The 23,217-nt window shown below is 42.5% G+C and carries 12 protein-coding genes; 2 read left to right on the top strand and 10 right to left on the bottom strand.

Translation table 11 applies throughout. The features are described 5' to 3' along the window. Window positions 1-95 precede the first annotated feature (95 nt). Both H8S63_RS07030 and H8S63_RS07025 read left to right on the top strand, forming a co-directional pair. A complete protein-coding gene (locus H8S63_RS07030; protein ID WP_186926318.1) occupies window positions 96-1,925 on the top strand; it encodes a TrkH family potassium uptake protein in 1,830 nt (609 codons plus the stop codon). Between the two features lie 4 nt (window positions 1,926-1,929). Beyond that, complete coding sequence (locus tag H8S63_RS07025; RefSeq protein ID WP_007758853.1) at window positions 1,930-2,616, top strand: TrkA family potassium uptake protein; 687 nt, start codon at window positions 1,930-1,932, stop codon at window positions 2,614-2,616. A gap of 23 nt (window positions 2,617-2,639) precedes the next feature. Here H8S63_RS07025 and H8S63_RS07020 read toward each other — a convergent pair whose 3' ends face one another. From H8S63_RS07020 to H8S63_RS06975, 10 genes are all read right to left on the bottom strand, one after another. Beyond that, window positions 2,640-3,566 carry a CapA family protein gene (locus H8S63_RS07020; protein ID WP_186926316.1) on the bottom strand — a complete coding sequence of 309 codons (927 nt, stop codon included), beginning with the start codon at window positions 3,564-3,566 and terminating at the stop codon, window positions 2,640-2,642. Further along, a complete protein-coding gene (locus H8S63_RS07015; RefSeq protein ID WP_229102131.1) occupies window positions 3,566-6,013 on the bottom strand; it encodes a DUF3160 domain-containing protein in 2,448 nt (815 codons plus the stop codon). Before H8S63_RS07015 ends, H8S63_RS07020 begins: the two co-directional genes overlap by 1 nt. A 47-nt stretch (window positions 6,014-6,060) precedes the next feature. After that, window positions 6,061-6,510, bottom strand: coding sequence for a nuclear receptor-binding factor 2 (locus H8S63_RS07010; RefSeq protein ID WP_186926312.1), 450 nt, complete (start codon window positions 6,508-6,510; stop codon window positions 6,061-6,063). A gap of 270 nt (window positions 6,511-6,780) precedes the next feature. Further along, window positions 6,781-9,228 (bottom strand): beta-galactosidase GalB, encoded by a 2,448-nt coding sequence (gene galB / locus H8S63_RS07005; protein ID WP_370527606.1) that lies wholly within the window; start codon window positions 9,226-9,228, stop codon window positions 6,781-6,783. Window positions 9,229-9,334: 106 nt separating this feature from the next. After that, entirely contained in the window at window positions 9,335-10,453 is a 1,119-nt protein-coding gene (locus H8S63_RS07000) for a glycosyl hydrolase 53 family protein (protein WP_186926308.1), read from the bottom strand. Window positions 10,454-10,465: 12 nt separating this feature from the next. Beyond that, window positions 10,466-12,229, bottom strand: a complete 1,764-nt coding sequence (locus H8S63_RS06995) for a DUF5114 domain-containing protein (protein WP_186926306.1) — start codon at window positions 12,227-12,229, stop codon at window positions 10,466-10,468. Between the two features lie 23 nt (window positions 12,230-12,252). After that, window positions 12,253-13,860, bottom strand: coding sequence for a RagB/SusD family nutrient uptake outer membrane protein (locus H8S63_RS06990; RefSeq protein WP_186926304.1), 1,608 nt, complete (start codon window positions 13,858-13,860; stop codon window positions 12,253-12,255). Between the two features lie 19 nt (window positions 13,861-13,879). Continuing rightward, window positions 13,880-16,855, bottom strand: a complete 2,976-nt coding sequence (locus tag H8S63_RS06985) for a TonB-dependent receptor (RefSeq protein ID WP_186926302.1) — start codon at window positions 16,853-16,855, stop codon at window positions 13,880-13,882. A gap of 81 nt (window positions 16,856-16,936) precedes the next feature. Beyond that, a complete protein-coding gene (locus tag H8S63_RS06980; protein ID WP_022275171.1) occupies window positions 16,937-19,546 on the bottom strand; it encodes a cellulase family glycosylhydrolase in 2,610 nt (869 codons plus the stop codon). Between the two features lie 115 nt (window positions 19,547-19,661). Next, the gene (locus tag H8S63_RS06975; RefSeq protein ID WP_186926300.1) at window positions 19,662-23,186 is read right to left on the bottom strand and encodes a two-component regulator propeller domain-containing protein; all 3,525 of its coding nucleotides are present in this window, start codon (window positions 23,184-23,186) and stop codon (window positions 19,662-19,664) included. Between the last annotated feature and the right edge of the window lie 31 nt (window positions 23,187-23,217).

The raw sequence follows: 23,217 nt of genomic DNA, 5'->3' as shown, positions 1-23,217 counted from the left end.
GGCAAAATTTTTAATATTCAGATAAATTTGTCAACAAAGAATCGGTTTTGATTGTTATTTTAATTAAGTTTGCACGACGTTATAAAAAATATGATATGAAGATTTATCATAAATTCCTGTTATATCAGAATAAACTGCTAAAACCTTATATACGAATTATACTGGGCTTAGTGGAGGCTTTAACTTATTTAGCGTCTCTTACGCTAATTGTCGGAGTGATTTATGAACACGGCTTTCCGTTGTCGGTAGATGAAATTGCGAAAATACAAGTTCTGTATAAGGCTGTATGGATTATCTTTCTGATTGATGTAACGTTGCATATTTCGCTTGAATATAGGAGCACTAAAAAGCAATATCGGAAATTGGCCTGGATATTGAGCGGGCTGTTGTACCTGACTTTGATACCTGTCATTTTTCATCGTCCGGAGGAGGAAGGAGCTATCTTGCAGTTCTGGGAGTTCTTGGATGGCAAATTTTACCATTTGATATTATTGCTGGTCTTTTCTTTATTGAATCTGTCCAACGGATTGGTACGTCTGTTGGGGCGGCGTACCAACCCGTCTTTGATATTGGCAGTCAGTTTTCTGGCTATCATTCTTATTGGCACGGGATTATTGATGTTGCCAAAGTGTACGGTGAATGGCATTACTTGGGTCGATTCGCTGTTTACGGCTACGAGTGCGGTGTGTGTGACGGGGCTAGTACCGGTGGATGTGTCGACTACATTTACGACAGGAGGGCTCGTTGTTATAATCTTGCTGATTCAAATCGGTGGTTTGGGAGTGATGACATTAACGAGTTTCTTTGCGATGTTCTTTATGGGAAATACCTCTCTTTATAATCAGTTGGTTGTCCGGGATATGGTCAGTTCCAATTCATTGGGTTCTTTGTTGTCTACCTTATTATATATATTGGGCTTTACATTGGTGATTGAAGGAATCGGTATGGTCGCTATCTGGTTCAGTATTCATGGTACATTGGGGATGAATCTGGATGAGGAACTGGCTTTTGCTGCTTTTCATTCCATTTCGGCTTTCTGTAATGCCGGGTTCTCTACGCTTTCCGGCAATTTGGGGAATCCGATGGTGATGACCAATCATAACTGGTTGTTTGTCTCTGTTTCCTTTTTGATTATTCTGGGTGGGATCGGTTTCCCTATTTTGGTTAACTTCAAGGATATCGTTCTATATCATCTGCGTCATTTCTGGAGGTTTATCCGTACCCGTAAGTTGGAAAGGCACAAGGTGCATCATCTTTATAATTTGAATACGAAGATTGTGCTGATAATGACTTTTCTGCTTTTGGTAATCGGTACATTGGCGATTGCCGCTTTCGAATGGAATGCTTCGTTTGCGGGGATGCCTGTTGCAGATAAATGGACGCAGGCATTCTTTAATGCCACTTGTCCGCGAACCGCCGGTTTCAGCAGTGTCGATTTGGCCTCTCTGAGTGTACAGACGTTGTTGGTTTATCTGGTGTTGATGTGGATTGGAGGTGGGGCGCAGTCTACTGCCGGTGGTGTCAAAGTGAATGCCTTTGCGGTAGTTGTTCTCAATCTCGTAGCTGTGTTGCGTGGTACGGAGCGTGTCGAGGTGTTTGGTAGGGAGTTGTCTCATGATTCTATCCGGCGTTCCAATGCAACAGTGGTTATGTCATTGAGCGTGCTATTTCTTTTTATTTTTATCTTGAGTATGCTCGAACCGCAAGCATCGTTGATGGCATTGACGTTCGAATGTGTTTCGGCGCTTAGCACGGTAGGCTCCAGCTTGAATCTGACTCCGAGTTTGTGTGATGCAAGCAAATTATTGGTAGCGTTATTGATGTTTATCGGTCGAGTGGGCTTGATAACATTAATGCTTGGAATTGTGAAACAGAAAAAGAATACAAAATACCGTTATCCGAGTGATAACATCATCATAAACTAAAGATATGAAGTATATTATTATTGGTTTAGGGAATTATGGTCATGTGTTGGCAGAAGAGTTGTCCGCATTGGGACATGAAATTATTGGTGCGGATATCAGCGAAAGCCGTGTGGACGCAATCAAAGATAAGGTGGCTACTGCTTTTGTAATTGACGCGACGGACGAACAATCTTTGTCGGTACTTCCGCTGAATAGTGTGGATGTGGTGATTGTGGCGATTGGCGAAAACTTCGGTGCGTCTGTGCGGGTAGTGGCCCTGCTGAAGCAGAAGAAAGTAGCCCGTATTTATGCCCGTGCAATTGACGGTGTGCATAAGGCGGTATTGGAGGCTTTCAACTTGGAGAAGATTCTGACTCCGGAAGAAGATGCTGCACGTAACTTGGTGCAATTACTTGACTTCGGGACAAATATGGAGGGTTTCCGTATTGACTCGGAATATTATGTAGTGAAGTTTACCGTACCGAAGAAGTTTGTGGGATATTTTGTGAATGAACTGAATTTGGATGGAGAGTTTCATTTAAAACTTATCGGGCTGAAACGTGCGGATAAAATAACTAATTGTTTGGGGATCTCCCTGACAGAGCTTCATGTGAAAAACAATTTGCCGGAGGATGAGAAAGTAAATGAGGGGGACGAATTGGTTTGTTACGGTAAATACCGTGATTTCCAGGCTTTCTGGAAAGCTATCTGATAATTGCTTTATGTGAATATCGGCTATTGGAGTTCCGGTTTGCAATGATTAATAACCACAGGATGAAGTTGGACATTGCATTCTGTGGTTGTAAAGTTTAGTTGTACAATTAAACTTTGCGTAGTTTCCGGTTTGTGCTGGTCGAATACGAAATTCCCCAAACTGTAAAAGATTGGTTTGCCATCGTAATATTCCTCTTTTTGAATGATGTGAGGATGGTGTCCGATGATTGCATCCGCTCCGGCGCGAATGAGCGAGTGTGCACCTTTTCTTTGGACAAGGGTAGGGAGGGGCTGATATTCTACTCCCCAATGAAGAATAACGACTATGTAACTTTTGGGATTCTGCCGTTTGAAGTTTGTGATTTCTTCTTTCAGTTCCTCTATCGGCTGCTGACAGATACCGGGGCTGTTTTCCAGATATACCCAGTTTTCCAAAGGAAGTGCAACGGAGTTGTAAAGTGCCACTTCTATCTTTCCTTTCTTAATAAGAACAGGCTGGCAACTTTGTGGGGAAGTATCTCCGTAGCCTACCGGAGTAATTCCAGAGGATAAGAGATATTGATTGGTGTCTGTCAATCCGTTTCGTCCTTGATCTATTGTATGATTATTTGCCATAGCAGCGTGAGTAATACCGGCTTGGGATAGAACTGTTGCCCATATTGGTTCAGCGCGGAAGATATATTTCTTGTGCAGTGGTGAACGAACGGAGGTAATAGGGCACTCTAGATTGATAACTGTTGCATCTACGGAGCGGAACAGTGGTGTGACTGATTCAAATAAGTGTTCGACACCTTTTTTTCGGATTTGTTGGCGTACTCCCCTGTCCAAAAGGACGTCTCCAGTGAAAGCGATAGACAGACATTCTTCTGAAGGCTGTTGACAGGCAGCCAGCATTAGGAATATGATTCCAATGCCAGCTGTGATTCGGCTTATCTGATAAAAGTTCATTAACAACCGGAACTATAAAAAACTCTTTCATTTACATGAGGCTCCTTCTCTATCAGGATACTCTTCATCCACTCTGGTACGGCGGGTGCTTTCTTTTCTTCCAGCATTTTTTGCCATTCTTCATCGGTAAGCCTTGTGCCTAGTGGCTGGACAAACTCGTAATAGCTGAAGGTCGCCCCGCGAGTCAAATAGAGGTTGCCTTCTATTTCTACTACGACATAAATATTGTTGGCATTTCCTGTCGCTATATGTAGTATTCCATTCTTGTTACAACCCCTTATATTGCGGGTATAAATACCGGCTACTATGGCTATCGACTTGTCCGGACCTTGTACTAATGACCAATCATCCAGATGCAAATCTGGGTCAACTACAGATAAAGTGAAATACTCAATACTGCTACCCATATATTCCAGTGTCCGGTATTCCGGTTCTGTCAGTTTCTCTCCTCTCAGTTCTTTTTCTGTTACTTGAATAAGGAAGGTGACGTAGTCATTCAATTGATCGGTTTTTCCTTTCAGGTCATCGGTCATACAATCGTTCTGTTGCAGGATTAGTCGGGTGGCCTGGAGAATGTTCTCCATTTTCCTCCAGAAAGGTAGATTAGGTTCTACATATCCTACAACGATTGGATCGGGAGGTCCGGCACCTCCACATTCAGCAGCCATCGGCTGTTCTCCATAAAGTATGGCATCGTGTTTTAACTCTGCCCAAGAAGCCAAAGCAGTATTCAGATTCTTGTATCCCCATTCAGGAGTTTGCATGAATCCCGGATTATTTTTGTCCGTTTGTTGCATGGTGAGCAAACTCTTCATCCATAGTTCGTAGACAGAGAGTTGTGTGGATTTACTTGTTTTGAATTTATCCTTTAGTTGTTGTAATTCTTTAGAATATTCGCTCCAGTTATTAGGCTCTTTATAAAAATCAATCAACAAACTTTCAGCAGTACCTGTGCCAAAGGTCGCGAATACATCCAAACCTTTCGGGTAGGCTCGTTGACTATTGGGATTGACATCAACTAACTTTTGAATTACTTCATTGTCAGATAGATACCGTTGTGGCATAAAGTTTATTTTATCCCGGCAAGTGATTTCTATCTGAGGCTTTATGTTGTTTTTATGTTTTGCCAATTCAATAAGAGCCTGATTCACTTTCTCTATTTGTCCGGCTGTCAGTGCGTCTTCAATATGTATGGCATTATTCTTTTCCAAAATTCGGGCGATATCAAAGATGGATAGGTTGTCGGCTTCCCCCATTAGGAATGTGAGTGGGGTATAGATATGTTGATATAACTTTATCAGTGGTGTCTGGTCTATACTTTTGTAAGTACAAAGTACGGCAGCCTGAAAAATGGAACGTTTCAATTGTTCCTGTTGCTCCCTGCAAAAGCAGGCAGTTTGCAGCCACATCATTGCTTTGAAATATGCTTGTAATTGCGGTTCTCGCGTGTAATGTCCACGAGGCTTGAAAAGGCTATACGGGAAATATGCATCTTTGTATGAAAGAAAGTCAGAAAAGTTATCTTCCTGTTTATTAATGTGCTCTATTTCTTCCTGATATTCTGTTTCATATTTGGAGGGAACGGTAAGCGTCTTATTGGTCAGCAGATAATAAGGGATGGCATAGAAGGTTGCTGCGTGTTCGGCCATATCTTTTAGGGATTCGTCCTCCGTTTGTTCGGCCAGCTTGATGCAGGCTGCATTGAAAGAATGGCATAGCATTTCGAGTGTAGGAATGATATGTTGCTTTTCCAGACTCTTTAGGATATAAGAGAAATACATGTGGAATGCTTGCAGATACAGGTCGGTAGTAATAAAATTAGGTACTTGGCGGTAGTCGTTTTCTTCGTAGGCATGAAAGAGTTGCAGGTTATTTCCTTTTGTGATGACAAAGTTGTTTTGTTGTAGTTTCTCCAATATTTCTTTGTCTATATCCTTAAATTGAAACAAGTTGACGATGTTATTTGTATTTCCCAGGTAATAGGAATCCCGTTGTATGAATTGATGCTGGCGTAGTTCTGTCATACGTGCATCAATACGGTCGACAAAGGCTTTTTCTTCAGGTGTCAGGTTGACCTCTTCATAGCTTTCTGCAAACTTACCTTTTCCTTCTTCTGCGTCCCAATATATATCATTGACTAAGTTGTTGTACCATTTGGTATTGGCTGAGAAAAAAGCATTGATATCCGCTTCCATAAAATGATAGCCATGTATGGCATACGGATAACTGCGTAATAACCGTAGTTCCTGAAAAGAAAGATGGCTGATATCCTGCTTTAAATCAATGAACTGAGGTAGTACCGTATCAGTCAACAGCGAGGAAACGGGATTGGTAATTGTATCTGTTTGTGCAGATACAGCGGACATGATTTGGTTGTTTTTGTTTTTATTCTTGCATCCGCAGAGAATGAACAATAGTATACAGGTGAATAATAATAGTCGTTTCATGTTTATTTCCATTCAATTAATTACGCTATATAGTATGATGATAGTAGCTAATGTTTGAGGATATGTATGGCTTCCTGTTTTTTAACCTCCCGTTTTAAGTATCGCTTGAAATCCAGACCGAATCCTCTCCAGATGTATTCTGCGACTAGAAAATTCCCACTGCGTTCCCGTTCTAGAGTCCGTATCCGTGTGGGAGTCTCTTCACGGATTATTCTGAAGTCTTCCAATGGTTGTGCTACCCTTGACCCTAACCAAAGCGGACGGATATAAGCTTCATCTGCAATCCGGTAAATAAATAACCGTTTGTCCGGTTTGGGATCAAATCTTGTCGGTTTGATAACTCCGACAATGATTTCGGGAACTCCGTTTCCTGTAATATCTCCATAATCAAATTGATAGACAGGGTAGGGCAATTCCCAGGTAGAATGACTGGGGCGATCCGTGTCCAGGTGGATAACATAAAGTGAGTCGGACTCTTTATTCAGAGACACTTCCATGTGTTTCTGAGCAACCTTCCATTCAAACCTGTTATTGTCGTGACATGAACAGAATATAGGCATAAGACCTGTTAAAAGGAGGAAAGAAGTCCTATATGACATATCCGTAATTTTTTCTGATGCAAAGATAAATATTAACTTGCATTTATAAGCTCCTTTTCTTGCAAAAGAAAAGGCCTTGCCTGTATTTATATATAAAAGCCACCGGACGACTTTCGATAGAAGTGCAATCCGGTGGCAGATTAAGATATTGTTTGTTCTTGAAATGTGTTATTTCGTTTGGATACGAATATTTCCAGCTTTCACTCCACTTGCTTTTGCTGTGAGTACGATTTCTCCGGCTGTTTCACCGGATTGTACTATGGCTGTCAGCATTCCGTTGAAGGTATGCATTTTCGGAAGATGGAATTGCTCCAGATTTGTCGGGTCGCCATTAGCAGCGGCACGATACTTGCCTGCTCCTTTTACGGAGAAGTTTATCTGTCGGCTGTCAGCGGGACATAGATTTCCATCCTTATCTACCACTTTGACGGTGATATAGGCTAAGTCTTTTCCGTCTGCTGTCAGTTCGTTGCGGTTGCTCACCAGTTCGATGTGATGAGGCTTTCCGGCAGTGCGGACAATTTTTTCAGCTACTGCTTTTCCATCTTTATTGTAGGCCACTACTTTTATCTCGCCCGGCTCATATATAGCATCCATCCACATTAGGCGGTAACGGTTTTTAAGCGAGCTGTTGTTTTTACTTTGTTTGCCGTAACTTTTACCGTTAATAAACAGTTCGGCTGTAGGATGGTTGGTGTATACAAATACGGGAGTAACCTTCCCTTCACGTCCCGGCCATGTCCAGTGTGGCAGGATATGTAATGTTTCCGCCTTTTTGTTCCATACACTGCGATAAAGATAGTAACGGTCTTTAGGGATACTGGCAAGGTCGATGATGCCGAACATTGAACTGTGATTAGGCCATGCGTTTGTATCGTATGGCGATGGTTCACCTAGGTAATCAAATCCTGTCCATACGAATTGTCCGATTGTCCAATGGTTGTCGTCAGCTAGCGCAAAGTCTTCATCCGGAATATTTGACCAGGAACAGGCTTCCACATCGTATGAAGAGCATTGGTGGTCGTCGTAAGTGGCACTTTTTTTATCTTCCACAGGGAATTTGTATACTCCGCGTGAGCTGACGGTAGAAGCTGTCTCACTTCCTAATATCAGATTTTGTGGGAGTTGGTCGTATGCCTCTTTATAGCGATGAGCCCGATAGTTAAGTCCCGGAATGTCGATCATAGCGGCAAATCCGTTGGCAAGTACGCAAGTCACTTGGTCCATTCCGCAGGTAACGGGACGGGTAGGGTCTTCACGATGGCAAATATCCTGCAGGAACTTGGCTACTTTATAACCGACAGGACTGCATTGGGTCGGTACTTCATTTCCGATACTCCACATTACTACACACGGATTGTTACGGTAATTATGAAGCATATTCACCATATCACGTTCTGCCCATTCATTGAAATAACGGTGATAACCGTTTTTACATTTGGCGATATCCCATTCATCAAATGGTTCAATCATCATCATAAATCCCATTTCGTCACATAAGGCTACAAGTTCGGGAGTCGGCATATTGTGGGAGGTACGGATGGCGTCACATCCCATATCTTTTAATAGTGTAAGCTGATGCCGGAGAGCGGCTACATTAATAGCGGCACCCAACGGACCTAAATCATGGTGATTGCATACTCCTTGAAACTTACGATGCTTTCCGTTCAGGTAGAATCCTTTGTCGGCAATATATTCAATACTACGGATACCGAAACGTGTAGTGTAAGTATCTACCAACTTATTGTCTGCGTAAATCTTGGAAACGGCTTTATAGAGTGACGGATTCTCCGGTGACCAGAGTTCGGGCGCATTTACAATAAAATTCTGTTCGAATGGCTGTCCATGATTAATGCGGCTTGTATTTTCTTTGCGGGTAACGACTTTTCCATCAGGAGAAAGAATCTCCGTTTCGATACGGAGTTGTGTTTTCTCGCCTGCATTCTCAATTTTCGTTTGAAGGCGTATGGATGCAAAGTCCTTGTCGACATGAGGCGTTGTGATTTGTGTTCCCCATACGGGTACATGAATTTTGTCTGTTACAATCAGATGTACATTACGGTATAAACCAGCTCCCGGATACCAGCGTGAAGATTGTGGACGGTTTTCCAAACGTACGGCGAGTGTGTTCTTTTTTCCATCTTTGTTGAGGAAGGGAGTTACATTGCAGTGGAAGGAGTTGTAGCCGAAAGGCCAGAAACAAGCTTCCTTTCCGTTTACATAGACACGTGCTTCGCTCATAGCCCCATCAAAAAGAAGTGTTACTTCTTTGTCGGCAGGAGCGTCAAAACTTGTTCGATACCAGCCTGTGCCTACGTATGGCAGTCCGCCGGTGCGTCCGGTTTTCAAGGAAGCTTTTTTCTCGAAGTTCTGTGTGACTGCTACATTTTGTAGGTCATTGTTTACATCAAACGGACCGAAGATTGCCCAATCATGTGGAATAACAACCGATTCCCATTGGGTATCATTAAACTCCGGCTGGTTGGCTTCTTTGAAATCTCCTTTACTGAATTTCCAGTCCTTTTCGAGTAGTGTCTCACTGCGTTGTGCTTGCAATGTGCAGGCAACGCCCATCAAAAGTACAGTTAATAACTGTTTGGGATGTTTCATGTTCATTTTTGCTTTTCAGGTATACTATTAGTTGGATTTATTAAATGTCAATGTCCGGCATTACATTCACATAGTAATGCCGGTGTAAAGGTATAAAAACTAATCAATAAATTTATCGCTTGAAGGCATTAAATGAACTGGTAGGTCTTCCGTCGTCATCGAACATACCTTTGTGATATCCCTTCCAACCGCCATAGCATTGAGGTTCCCAAGCGAATACTCCGGGACATATATCAGTACCTAGTAATTTAGCTTTAGTAATGAAGTCTGTATAAAATGCTTCGGCGTTTTCATTGTTCCATGTCATGCCTATTTCACACATCATAACGGGTGTGTTGAATTCTTCATAGAGTTTTTGCATATTTGCGATACAATCTGTATTCATTTTACGCCAATCTGCTGCAACAAAATTGGAATCTTCTTCATTGTCAGGATCCATTTGAGGATAAAGAGACATTCCGATGATATCCCATTTGGCTTGATTAGCTTGTAGATCTCCGAATACTTTCTGGAATTGTCCAATTTCATTTCCACGGTCTATATGTACGATGACTTTAGCCTGCGGATAAACTTCTTTTACTGCATTATAACCTGCTGTTACGAACTTGGCAAAATTTACGGTTCCATTTTCTTTATTTATATTGCCTTCATCGAACAACATTCCGTATCGAGTTTCGTTGCCCACTTGTACCCATTCTACATCTATACCTTTTTCTTTCAGAGTGTTGAGTACATCTTTGGTATGCTTGGCGATATCCTCCTGCAATTGTTCTACCGAGTGGTTTTTCCATGCTTGAGGTTTGTATTGTTTACCGGGATCTGCCCAAGCATCACTGTAATGGAAATCTATCATGAGACGATAACCTAAATTATGAGCCCGCCACGCTTTGAGTACGACATCTTCTTTGTTACACCAACCGTATACGTTATCTTTTTCTGTCGGATTTTCCGGGTTGACCCAAACGCGCAAGCGGATAGCATTCATACCTAAGTCACGTAGCAATGACATACATTCTTGTTCTTGACCTTTAGCATTGTAGAATTTATAGCCGGAACTTTCCATCTCTGTGAGCCAACTGACGTCTGCTCCCCGAACAAAGCCGGACATATCGTAAACTGTTTCTGTTTTCTCCGGAAAAGTGGGAGTGTCGTTATCATCGCTGCAAGCGGTGAAGAAGGTTCCGCACAATAGTGCGGAAGCCGTAAGTAGTATATATTTTAATCGTTTCATAGTTATAATATCTTAATTTATAGATTGGATAGTATAAGTGCCGTTTATCAAGTCTACACTGATATCGTAAGTTCCGGTAGTTACTGGATATATTCCTTTGTTGGCATTGTAATATAGTTTGCCATCGTATCCTCCGTAAGATCCTGCCCGGTCATTATTTATTATGAATTTTACACCATATTCGGAATCTTGGTCTAATGTAATAGTCCCTGTGTATAATCCTTCTGTGTCAGTAGACTGTAAGGGGGGGAGGTCATCGTTGCCGGATATGCCTAAGTAGCAATAGATGCCTGTTACGGCTTTGACACTATATTTCAGCTCTTTCAAAGATACCTCAAATAAATAAAGACCGTTATCTGGAGCTGTTAGATTATTTCCTTTTCCATTGATTAAATCTCCGCTTTCGGCAGTGCTTGTGTTGTCGTCTGTGGCTAAGGTGTACAATTTACTCTCGTCCCAATAATTAACCAGACACATTGCGTAATCTCCCCATTCAGAAGCGACATTTACAACTCCAGCATATTTCTGAGCGTCTTTATCGTAAATGGTAATTTTATGGTCGTATGCCCATTGTCCATTGACGGCTGGACCTATCCCCGGTAAATATAAATATTCTCCTTCTTCTGGTTCAGGCTCAGGTTCTTCTTCTTTTTCCGTCACACTGACCGTCCATGCTTCCGGATTATTCAAGTCAATAACTAACGTGCATTCACCTGTCATCGGTACATTCACTGTGATGTTTCCTGCTGTTACATTTTCACCTGTGCTGAATGTCAATTGCCCTGCTGTTCCGCCAAAAGCGAACGAGGTATTTTGAGCTTTGCTGTCGTCAATCCCATTATCTGATCCACTAACACTCGTATTATCATAGAACTTACCTGTTCCTTTGATTTGAATGGTAACATCTGTTCCTGCTGTACCTGTAAATACACCTCTCCACTGATTATCGGCACGCTTATATTCCATTGTGATACCGTCAATTCCGCTTACTTCCAGTTGAGGTATTAGTAAGGCATTCCATTGCCTCTTGACTGTATTGACATTGACAAAATAACATCCTGATTGTCCTGGAAACCACATATCCCATGTACCGTCAGCTGCATCCGTTGTCAGTAAAAACGGAGTGCCTATACCACCGGACTGAGCTGTGTGCCAAGTTGTTCCATCGGCTTCTTGTACATAAATACCCTCATAAGCTACAGCTCCGAAAAATCCTAGATACTGACCATCTGCATTGGCTGAATAGAAATCTTTGCCGGAGTCAGCTACCGTTTCTTTGTTGATGATGTCGGCATAGTGCATATCAATCGGATAAGGAGTCACCATCACTTTTACTGTGTTACTGTATACAGGAGTAATGTTACTTCCGTTACTTCCTGCCAATCGGAAATAAAGTGGCGCAGCCTCTTCTGCTGTCGCATTTAGTTTATAAGCGATGATATTTAATGCAGAAACTGTATAACTTTTAGAAAGCCCGCTTTCTGTTGATTCAATGATTGTTCCGGAAAAATCTTCCGACCGTGATATTTGTATGGTAGTCTGTACTCGGGTAGTCGCTTGATAGTTTGCATCGCTTATTTGCAAAGTCTGGTCTGTCCAAGCAAGTGACAAGGCATATAGCTTGGCAGTTGCTTCTGTCAGTACGACTGCATCGGCCGAAGCGATTAATGCGCTTTCTTCAGGACTGGAGAGGAAGAACTTGTCTCCGTCTTTTTCGCACGCTCCCGATAGCAGGAGGACGAAAAGTAAAGTGAGTAGGTTATTTATTTTTTTCATATCGTTGATACGTATAAGCGTGATTAATAGTTTTCATTGTATAAATTCGGATTGGCAGTCAACTCAGTTGTTGGTATTGGGTAAATGTTATATCTATCGTTTACTCCTGTACCTTCTTTGACTCCACCTTTCCATTGCCATTTGTAATCGTTTGAGGTGAACAGACTGTAACGTATCAGGTCCGTGCGTCGGTATCCTTCCCAGTATAATTCGCGGGCGCGTTCGTCTAGGATGAAAGATAAGGTAATTTCATCTTCTGTCTTATTGTTACTATTATCACCGTATGCCCGTTGTTGTAGATCATTGATATATCCTACTACAGTAGTAGCGTCAATTCCCGTTCCGCCTCTTTTGAAAGCTTCCGCTATCATCAGATAAACATCCGCCAAGCGGAATAAGGGATAGTCTGTATTTACTCCGCCATCAGCTGTATTGGAGGCCGTTTCTTTCGAGTCGGTCAGGTTCGTCCATTTTTCTACAAAGTATCCATTCGTCTGGTCGTCTATAATCTCTACGTCCTGACTTTGTCCGGTGGTGAAAAACATATATCGTTTATCAGTATTTTCATATCCTGTGAATAATTCAGGAATATTGCCTCGTACCCGGAACATTCCCCAACCACTCTTTACACCATAATCCTCCGGTTTCTGTAATTCGGATGTATTACTTACTGCCCCGCAAACGATATAAGTAGAAGACCCCCATGATACGGTATTCGTTGCATCCACCGGAAGGGTGAAGATTATTTCATTGGTACGGAGATGGTTGTCTGCATTGAATAATTTCGCATAATCGCTTTCCAATGAATACCCTTGTGCTATCACATTCTTGCAGGCTGTAATACACTTCGTATACATTTCCTGATTGTCGGTGTTGGTATAAACTTTCGCATTCAGATACAGTTTTGCCTGCAACGTATATGCCGCTCCTAATGTTGCCCGACCGTACATATCACTTCCGTTAGCAGACAAACAATTATTCGTATCACTTGTATTTGTGATTGCATTCAGTTCGCTTTCGATGTAATTGAAAATCTGCGCTCCTGTATAGCGGGGAGGTAGATAACCGACCAAAGGATCATTTTCCGTTACGAACGGAATATTGCGGAAGAGGTCGAGTGCGTGATAGTAGAACAAAGCACGCATGAAGCGGGCTTCCGCACGGTAAGTACGTATTTGCTTTTGGTCATCGGCGGAGAAAGAGCCGATTTTATCATCCGTTGCGTTGCGTAGGAATTCGTTACATAAAGCGATGTTGTAGTAGATACGATAATACATGTCCGATACCCAAGGGTCGTTGGCGTCCCAACTTAAATAAGTCAGTCCCGTTACATTGTCACCGGATAGCCAAGTAGATGCTACTTCGTCCGTACCGCATTCCTGCAAATTGAAATAGCAACGCATATAATCCTGACCACTGTTACTACTCAAATCTTCGTTACCGTTTTTTTCCTGACCGGTAGTTACCATGGAAGTATATATTTTCCCCAAGACAGACTTGTAGTTTTCCGCACTGGTGTAAATGGACGACGAAGTTTCGTCTACGTGTGGATATTGATCCAAGTCGCCTATACAGGAAGTGAACAGCAACGTGCTGCAAAAGTAAAAGGCTATATAAAATATCTTTTTCATGATTGGATGTTTTTGATAATTAGAAGTTAAGACCGATATTTAGGGAGAATGTACGCGGACGGGGGTAGAATGAGTTATCCACTCCGTTGGGAACTTCCGGATCCACACCACTGTATTTGGTGATGCAGAATACATTCTGAACCATTGCACTGACATTCAGGCTACATCCTTTATAAATTTCTCCGAAGTTGTATCCCAATGACAGGTTATCCATCTTTAAGAAAGAAGCATTCTCTACATAATAATCGGATAGATACTGACGTGATTTAAATCCGGTTTTCAGATAACTTCTGGAAAGATTATTCAATTGATAAGAGTTATAGCTGACCGTCTCCCAAGCTCCGGCATTCATTGCCATGGCATTGTAAACGTAGTTGCCGATATTGGCACGCAGACTGGTGCTTAACGTCCATTTCTTATAACGCAGTGAAGTGCTGAAACCGAGAATGTAATCCGGTGCCGGAGAATGATAGCGATATAAATCATTGGTGTTGATTTCCCCGTTTCCGTCGAGGTCTACGTATGCGCCTTCTACCGGTTTGCCTGTCTTTTCGTCATATAGCTGATGGTAAACGTAAAACATATAAGGTGCGTATCCTTCACTTAATACTTGCAATTGATAGCTGTCGATGTACGGCCCTACGGAAGTGTTGGTAGCTTGAGTACCGGCTGCGAGTGAAAGGTTTTTCACCTTCATCTTTTGCCAAGTCATGTTGAAACTCAAATCCCAATTCCAGTCTTTTGTTTGTATCGGAGTAGCGTTGATACTGAACTCAATGCCTTCGCTGTCTACATTGCCTACGTTTGTGGTGATATTGCGGTCGAAAGTAGTACCTGCTGCAGCCGGTACGGTTGCAATCAAGTCTTTGGTCTGGCGGGTATAATAGTCAAAGCTACCGGTGATGCGGTCTTGCAGAAAACCGAAATCGAATCCGGCATTCCATGAAGTAGTCGTTTCCCACTTCAGGTCGGGTACGTAAGCCTCCGGACGATACGTGTGGATCGGGTTACCTCCAATCAGGGAGGATGCACCGCTTTGGCTGATATTGTAGACAGGTAGGTAATTATAATTACCGATACCGTCCTGCTGCCCTGTCACGCCGTAGCTTGCACGGAGTTTCAATGTACTTAATATCTTGTTATCTTTCAGGAAAGACTCTTCCGTCATTCTCCATCCGAGAGCTACTGAAGGGAAAGTACCCCAGCGTACATTTTTTGCGAAACGCGAAGTGGCATCCCGGCGTACGGTTGTCGTCAACATATAACGTGAGTCGAACGAATAGTTCAGACGACCGTAATAAGATAACAGCACATGACGGTCATCGGTAGCTTTGGATGTTTTTTGAATTTCTCCGAGTGTATTTGTCTCATAGTAGAGCGGGGTAGTGGATTTCCAATATTGATAGTCGTAACCGGCTGTTACATCAAAACTACTCTTGATGGATTCTACCAGTTTATTGTAGTTGGCATATAAGGTAAGCAAACGGTTTACCTTTTTCTGCGGTCCGTAAGTATAGTCCAAACCGGAAGTTGTATAGTTTTGTGCCGCCTCAGCCGGGACATATACACTTCCTTTACCTTGTGCATAGTCATAACCCAATGTAGCGTGCAACTTCAGATCGGGAAAGAAATGCAGCCGGTAGTCTGCATCGATATTTCCGATGAAACGTTTCACCGTACTGTGAGAATCATTCATTTTGAGAAGTCCGACCGGATTCATGACCGCTCCGTTCACGGGAGCTCCGGTGTTATCGATAGCTTCCGTATATCCGCCGAAATTGTCTGCTCCTGAATATACGGGAATGGTAGGATTCATGGTTGCCGCTGCCCAGATAGCTCCGGTATTGGCGAATGTATTTTTGTTGATAGACCCTTTGGCATTGATATTCAGTTTCAAGTGGTCTTTGAAGAAAGACGGATTTAGCGTGATGCTTCCCGTATAACGTTCTGCATTGTCCGTGCGTAATAACCCGCTTTGGTTGTAATAACCAACGGATGCACGGAACGGCAGGTTTTTGGCTATCTTTCCGGCAACGCTCAGATTATTGTCCGTACCGAATGCGTTTTGATAGATTTCATCGTTCCAATCTGTATGTGCGGTGCCGAGTAATGCCTGTTGCGCATCGGTACCTTTGCTTTGGATGGTATTTACGAATTCGTCATAGCTCATCATATCCGCCAGTTTGGTACGTGTCTGTACGGAGTTAGTCGTGCTGAAAGTAAACTTCAGTTTGTCCGAACTTCCTTTCTTGGTAGTGATCAAGATAACCCCGTTGGATGCACGCGAACCATAGATAGCTGTGGAGGATGCGTCTTTCAGAATGGTCATGCTCTCAATATCGTTCGGGTTGATGAGGCTAAGGAAATTGCCGTCGTTACCACTGATACCTCCCTGTTCCAAAGGAACACCATCCAATACAATCAAAGGGTCGTTGCTGGCATTCAGTGAAGCACCGCCACGAACACGGATTGTACTTCCCGAAGTAGGAGAACCACTGTTGGACATGATTTGCACACCGGATATTTTACCGTTTATCAGTTGTTCGGGAGAGCTGACCAACCCCATATTGAAGTCTTTGCTGCTGACGTTTGTAACCGACCCGGTAAGGTCGCTTTTACGTTGCGTACCATATCCGATGACAACGACATCGCTCAAGACTTGTGAGTCGCTTTTCATCTGAACGTTCAGTGTAGCGCTGCTTGTTGGGATGGCTACAATCTTAGTTTCGTATCCGATGTAAGAAAATTGAAGTTCTTTATTGCCTTGCGGCACATTCAGCGTATAATTACCGTCGAAGTCGGTAACCGTTCCGGTAGAGGTACCTACAATGAGAATACTTACTCCAATCATAGGTTCTTTGTTTTCATCAATCACTTGTCCGGTGATTCGTTTGCCTCCTTGCTGTGCGAAGACCGAAATCGTGCCTCCTAAAAAGGCTGTACACAACATGAGTAGTACAGTCAGATGGCGTAGATTTAAGATGTTACTGTTCATAATTACTGTGTTATTGATAATAGATTTGTTATTATATTTACTTTTAGATCAGGTTCTGGACCGAGTATAGAATTACTTTATTTATTCCAGCCAGATTTCCCCTAGCTCGATGATGGATTCTGTCTTGTCTTTTCCTAATAGAGACAATTCCAGTTTCTCTGCCTTCTCCATTTGGAAAGGTATGTCTGTTTCCGGATGGAAATATTGTTTCAGAAAAGTCGGATAAGCTATCGGAAGTAATGCCGTGTCCGCTTGATGCAACTTTTTCAAAGGGATACGTATGATTCCTTCCGGTGAAGGGGTACTGCAAATTGTTTTGTATGTATATCCGTCTGAAGTGATGAATCCTGCATAGAATCCTTCAGGGAGATTCTTATGGCGGTTGACACGGATGCAAAGAGTGGTGCAACTCTTTAATTTTCCTTTTCTTTCTTTTAGCACGTCTTGAATGGATTTGCGCAGGAAGTGCTGTGTTTTCTCTCCTTTGGATGTGAAGGCGAAACGGAGTAATGGCTTTTCAATCGGAGAAAAATCGATTAAGGTACGTTTCAGGTCGTTCCATTCGGGAAGCGTATAGGCTTCTATGCCACTATGTGTGTCTGTCACGCTCAATAATTGTATTGGACTGTCGGGAGCGACAATACGGGTAGTCCAATATGAATCGGCAATGTAATCCCAATCCAACGGATTTCCTTTTATTCCAGAAGAAAATCCCTTTACGGAATTTCCGGCAGGATAAGTACGGGTACTGTCGCCCCGACAGACAATAATGTTATACTTAAAACAACCTTCTTGTAGTTCTGCGGCAGGAATTGTAGCTTGATAGCTATAGCCGCTTATACGTTTCATCTTGATAGATGGATTATGATCATTCCAGAAAGACACTTTGTCTGTGTAGATAATCACGGAGTCCGGAGAAGTGTTTCCAACCACTTGTGCAAGAATTGTTAAATCTCTGTCTGCTTCGGTGACTTGTGCAGGATTGTGGATGACTTTGTAATCTGTCGTATGCGGGGAAGGGGCTGCAAACTCTCCGAGACGAATGGAATTCCACCGGGAATCTGTTGTCCAATTCTGCTTCGGTGTGCAGTTCTTGCGTTTCAACAAGTAAACACCCGGTTGAAGATTACGGATAACTCCGTCTTTTACAGTCTCTTCTTTCCGTTGGTTTTCTTTATTGAGTGCGGTAAGAGTGAATGATTCTCCTAAATCGGGAATTTGAAGAGCCATATCCCAACAACCATAGATAATGCTGACTACCTCTTTGGCAAGTGACGGTTTGGCAAACGGATCGCTGACTGTCACTGCATCCGGCATTACTTCCAGCCTCCATACTCCTGCTTCCAGACAGTCAATAAAATATGCACCGGTTCCTTCGTAATGTACGACGGGAGAACTGCCGCAACCGGCAATGGACATAAGCTGTGAAGCATTTTGGGGCAGGCTGTGGGTATTGTTGGAATAATAGTATTTCCTTCCATTATTCAGCTCGCTTAAATTCTCCGTATAGCTGACACGGAATCCGTCACCAAACAGTGTATCTTGAGGATAACTACCGTATGATTCTCCTCTTCTCAGATTGCGTGCCGCTTCGGCAGCAATTTTCATGCTGATTGCTTTGTGTGGTGTATAGGCAAGATTCAGAAAATGAGTCTGGTATTCCGTATTGGCGTATGCAATGTCCATCGGGTCGTATGCGAACTGCGTAACCCATTGAAATCCTGCCATACGGAAAGTACGTGCCATAGCCGGATACATATAGGAATACATAATATCTGCCGGGTCGAATTCGTAAATCAGGCGTGCCTTCTTGTGAAATCCTTTCACCTTATCGGCAAAAGAAATATCATAGCGGTCTATATAGGGAAGAAAATTTCCTTGTTGCGTTTGTCCGGATACCAGTCCGATAGGATACCATTGATAAGTAGTGCCTTGAATGGCAGTCTCATAGTATGCTTCTACCACATATTCGTTGTGGCTTACATTATAGAAGACAGGTTTACGGTTCCCGGTTCTATGAATCGCTTCCAACATTCGGTTGATATATGCCTTTACCTCTTCCTTCGTACCGGAGTGGCAAGGTTCGTTATTGATTTCAAATCCCACTATGGAAGGATCGTCCTTATAGGCTATTCCGGTATAAGGATTGATATGTTTCACTAGGTTGTGGAGATAGGTCTCTTGTGCGGTAATGGCTTCCGGGTGAGAGTGCACGTCGCATTTATCATATTTATAAGAGAAACCACCGGTCTGAATGTTCCGTTCCGGGTAACCGTTTCCGAAATTGGTTTGGGCGGTGATAACAATATGAATGTTCCGTTCCTTGAGTTTGGCAATCAGATAGTCCATCAGGTCGAGATGCTCGTTTTCAAGGAGATTTCCTTGCTCGTCTGTGAGTTCGACATCCCAAAGGTGGATACGGTAAGCGTTCAATCCCAAACGGGTGATATGATATACGTCTTTATCTATAGCAGCTTTACGATCAAGTCCCAGATAACCTAAGGCACGATAGGCATGGGCAAAGGGGAGTGTGTAGTTCACACCGAAGAAAGAGGCTTCCTGGCGGGTGTCACTCCAACGTATCACTCCGTTTCCGTCTATATATATAAAAGGTGTAGAAGATGATTTCCCTTGTATATTGACAAAGGCGAATAATAAACAAATGGAGGTAAGAATAAATAGTCTTTTCATGCTATCAAATTTATCGGTTCATTGATAGTGACAAAGGTAAATTATTGGTAAATCAGGTGAAAGCACAGATTGGACATATAAGGATAAAAATAGGACGAAATGCTTTAGAATGCCCCTACAGCTCTTCATTTAAGTATTGACGGGGTGTTTTTCCGAATTCCGATTGGAAACATTTGGAGAAATAAGAGTGATTGGAAAAACCTACCATATACATTACTTCGGCAATGGTGAATTTCTTTTGTTGCAGTAACATTGCCGCCTTTTTCATTCTGATCGATTTGATATATTCCACAGGAGACATTCCGGTCAGTTGTTTAATCTTCCGGTAGATCTGTTTGTTGCTGAAGCCGGACAATTCGCATAGGGCATTCACGTTCAGGTCTGCATCGGAAAGATGGTCCTCAATCAGGCGGATGATATTTGACAAGAACTTCTCATCTTGTGATTCAGCTTCGATGGGTTTGAGCACAGGCAATGACTCCAGCGATTTTTTGGTTTGATGACTAGGGGTAATTCCTTCTTCTTCAATGGCGGTAATGGGAATACTTAGTCCTATGCTTGTACCTTGATTCTCTTTGGAGGTAACTCCGTTGATATGTCCGCCGTGCAGTTCCGTATAGGTCTTCACCAAGTAAAGCCCGATACCTGTACCTTCCTTATTTCCCGAACGGGGGGATTGATAAAAACGTTGGAAGATATATGGAATGTCTTGTTGCGGAATTCCGGTTCCGGTGTCCGATACACAAATGTCCAGTTGTCCGGTTTCCTGCGAATAAAAAAGGGAACACCGCACGCTTCCGCTGTCAGGAGTATATTTTACGGCATTTGAGAGCAGATTGTCCAGTATCACACCCAATTTGATTGCATCCATATCCGCATAAATTTTGGCTTTGTTCGCTTCAAAATGAAAAGTGAGCCGGGAATTCTCTTCGTAAACGGAGAACAGGCTACGGCTGAAAGATACCAGTTCGATACGCGACAGAATGAGTAATGAATCCGCATTACCCTCTATCCGATTGAAATTGAGTACCTGATGAATCAACGAATTTATCTTCATGGCGTTGCGCTGTACTTCTTCTAACGTTTGTTTCTCATGTTCAGTCTCTGTGGCAGGCAACAACTGGCTGACAGGAGCTATAATCCGGCTAAGTGGTGTTTTCAGTTCATTGGATAGGTTTGTAAAGAATGCCATTTTCTGACGTGACTGTTCCAAAATCTTCTCCTTCTCCAGGCGTTCCATCTTCAATCGGTTTTTAACCCGGAAGAAATTGATAGTCCAAGCGACCAGGCTTAGAAGTAAAAGGCAATAGATTATTTTTGCCCAAAGCGTATAATACCAGGGCGGCAGGATCTTTATGTCCAATATATAAGGATGTTCCGAAGGAACTCCGTTTTTTTCTACTTTGCTGATAGATAATTGATAATCCCCATAACTCAAATTGCTATAAGTAATACGGTTCGTATTGGATGGCAGAAAATTCCATTCTTTGTCCATACCTCCGAGCCGGTAAACGAATTTATTCTTTTCTTCGAGAGAGTAGGGGAGGTCGGACAGCTCAAAAGCCAAATTATTCTGATTGTACTTCAGTTCAATGGCATTGGTGTAACGTATATTGGGAATATTCGCTATGCGTGGGTCCATCAATTGATTGTTAATGTACAAAGCTGTCAGGAGAATGGGACGTTCGGGACGATTCATGGCTTGTATTTCCGGGCAGGATATGGCAAAACCGTCAGCGCCTCCCAAATAAACATTTCCGTCTTTCGAATCGAACAGCAGACTGGTAAAACGCTTATCCGTCATATTCTGCTGACGCGCATCCATCGTTTCCCGGTTGATAATCCAAAGCCCGTTCGTGGTAGAAACCCATATATGGTCTTTGACCGATGTCATGGACAAAATCTCGTTATTATTAAAGTTCCCGAAAGAAATGCTTTGCCGACTGGAGTCTTTAGGGTTGATACGCATTACTCCCCCGTGAAATCCTACCCAAAGCATACCTTCCGCATCACATAGTAGATAATTCGGGCTTTTTTCTCCGCTCAACTCATCGGAAAATAGTTTGGTGACCTGCTTTGTGCGTGGATTGATTTTATCCAGCCCTTTACTGTTGTATAGCAGTACCCATACATTACCTTCCTTATCGGGCATAATCTGATTGATAAACATACCCGACAGTCCATTGTGAATAGAGTAATTGTATTCGGCTACGTATTGTCCGACTTTAGATTGCATTAATTTATGCTTGTCTACTACAAAGATTCCGCCTAAACAGGTGGCGATCCATAGGTTTCCGGAATCGTCTTCGAAGATGTAATAAGCCCAATTTGTATTGTAGGTTCCTGTGCTGTCGATAATGTTATAGTGTACAAATTCTTGTGTCGTATAGTCATAACGGTTGATACTGCCATCTGTAGCTATCCATAATTGCTGCTCTTTATCTTCATAGATATGGCGGATACGATTGTGTGATAAAGGGTGTGCTTTATCTCCCATCCTGTACCAGACAGCCTCATGTCTGTTTCCGGTAGGATGGATAAAACGGAGTAATCCGTTTGTGCCGCCAAACCAATACATCCCTTTGGAATCCCGGAATAACGAGTAGAATTGATTTCCGTCTCCTGTACCCGTTATTTGAGAGATTGGTACGAATTGCAAGGCACTGTTATAACGCGACAAGGAGATACCATAATCAGTTCCCAGCCAGATATTATGTTCCTGGTCGGAAAAGATATTCCAAATGATGTTGTTTGTCAGCGACTGGATATTACGTGAATCGTGGATGATATGTTGCAAAGGTTCCTCATTGTTTTGGTACACGTAAAGTCCGTTATCTGTACCGGCTAATAAGTTTCCGTTTCCATCCAATGCCAATGATTTGATGGAATTATTGTGGAAAACTTCGATTGCAACCATTTTTTCTGTTTCGGGAGTATATTGGAGAAGATATCCTTCCATACCGATCCAAATACACTGTCGGACGGTATCTTCCAATAAAGAGTTGACGAATAAATTACTTATCCCATGAGTGACAGGTAGAAAAATATCTTCAAACTTTCCACTTTCCGCTATATAACGACATAAACCATTGTAAGTACCCACATAGGTCTGCTTCTCTTTCGTGTGGATAATCGAATAGATTGTATTATGGGATAAACCACTATGCTTACTGTCGAAACGGGTTAATTTCCGGTTTTCTAATTGATAGGTATAGAGCCCGTTCAGAGAACCTATCCATAAGATTCGGTCACGGAGCGCCATTGTACGGACATCGGTAGGAAAATCTACCTCTGGCTGTTCATATCTGTCTGTACGGTAGTTGTAAACAAGTATTCCATTATCCGTCCCCAGATACAGATATGTATTGTCAATGATAATGCCGCAATAGATACATGTGTTCGTCAGTTCTCCATAAGTGAAATGTTGTTGGGTGGAATAGCCGTCGTAACTGAATAAACCTTTATTGGAACCTATCCATATCATCCCTTCGCTGTCTTGCAAAAAGCAGCTGATAACTGAAGCTTCCGTACCGAGATAAATGTTTTCGAACTGCTGATAATTCACTTTTTGCCCATACACATCACGATGGATGCAGAATATGCAAATGAGTAGAAGTATCAATTTAATTCGTAGGTACATGATATCAGGTTTGCAAGTTTTACGTTGCAAA

Source organism: Bacteroides sp. NSJ-39 (assembly GCF_014287315.1).
Classification (GTDB): Bacteria; Bacteroidota; Bacteroidia; order Bacteroidales; family Bacteroidaceae; genus Bacteroides; species Bacteroides finegoldii.
Note: the sequence above shows the minus strand (reverse complement) of the source record. Positions and strands in the feature narration are given on the sequence as shown.

Coding starts and splice junctions, on each gene's coding strand:
- H8S63_RS07030 (WP_186926318.1), top strand. CDS start 96: ATGAAGATTTATCATAAATTCCTGTTATATCAGAATAAACTGCTAAAA.
- H8S63_RS07025 (WP_007758853.1), top strand. CDS start 1,930: ATGAAGTATATTATTATTGGTTTAGGGAATTATGGTCATGTGTTGGCA.
- H8S63_RS07020 (WP_186926316.1), bottom strand. CDS start 3,566: ATGAACTTTTATCAGATAAGCCGAATCACAGCTGGCATTGGAATCATA.
- H8S63_RS07015 (WP_229102131.1), bottom strand. CDS start 6,013: ATGAAACGACTATTATTATTCACCTGTATACTATTGTTCATTCTCTGC.
- H8S63_RS07010 (WP_186926312.1), bottom strand. CDS start 6,510: ATGGAAGTGTCTCTGAATAAAGAGTCCGACTCACTTTATGTTATCCAC.
- galB (WP_370527606.1), bottom strand. CDS start 9,228: ATGAACATGAAACATCCCAAACAGTTATTAACTGTACTTTTGATGGGC.
- H8S63_RS07000 (WP_186926308.1), bottom strand. CDS start 10,453: ATGAAACGATTAAAATATATACTACTTACGGCTTCCGCACTATTGTGC.
- H8S63_RS06995 (WP_186926306.1), bottom strand. CDS start 12,229: ATGAAAAAAATAAATAACCTACTCACTTTACTTTTCGTCCTCCTGCTA.
- H8S63_RS06990 (WP_186926304.1), bottom strand. CDS start 13,860: ATGAAAAAGATATTTTATATAGCCTTTTACTTTTGCAGCACGTTGCTG.
- H8S63_RS06985 (WP_186926302.1), bottom strand. CDS start 16,855: ATGAACAGTAACATCTTAAATCTACGCCATCTGACTGTACTACTCATG.
- H8S63_RS06980 (WP_022275171.1), bottom strand. CDS start 19,546: ATGAAAAGACTATTTATTCTTACCTCCATTTGTTTATTATTCGCCTTT.
- H8S63_RS06975 (WP_186926300.1), bottom strand. CDS start 23,186: ATGTACCTACGAATTAAATTGATACTTCTACTCATTTGCATATTCTGC.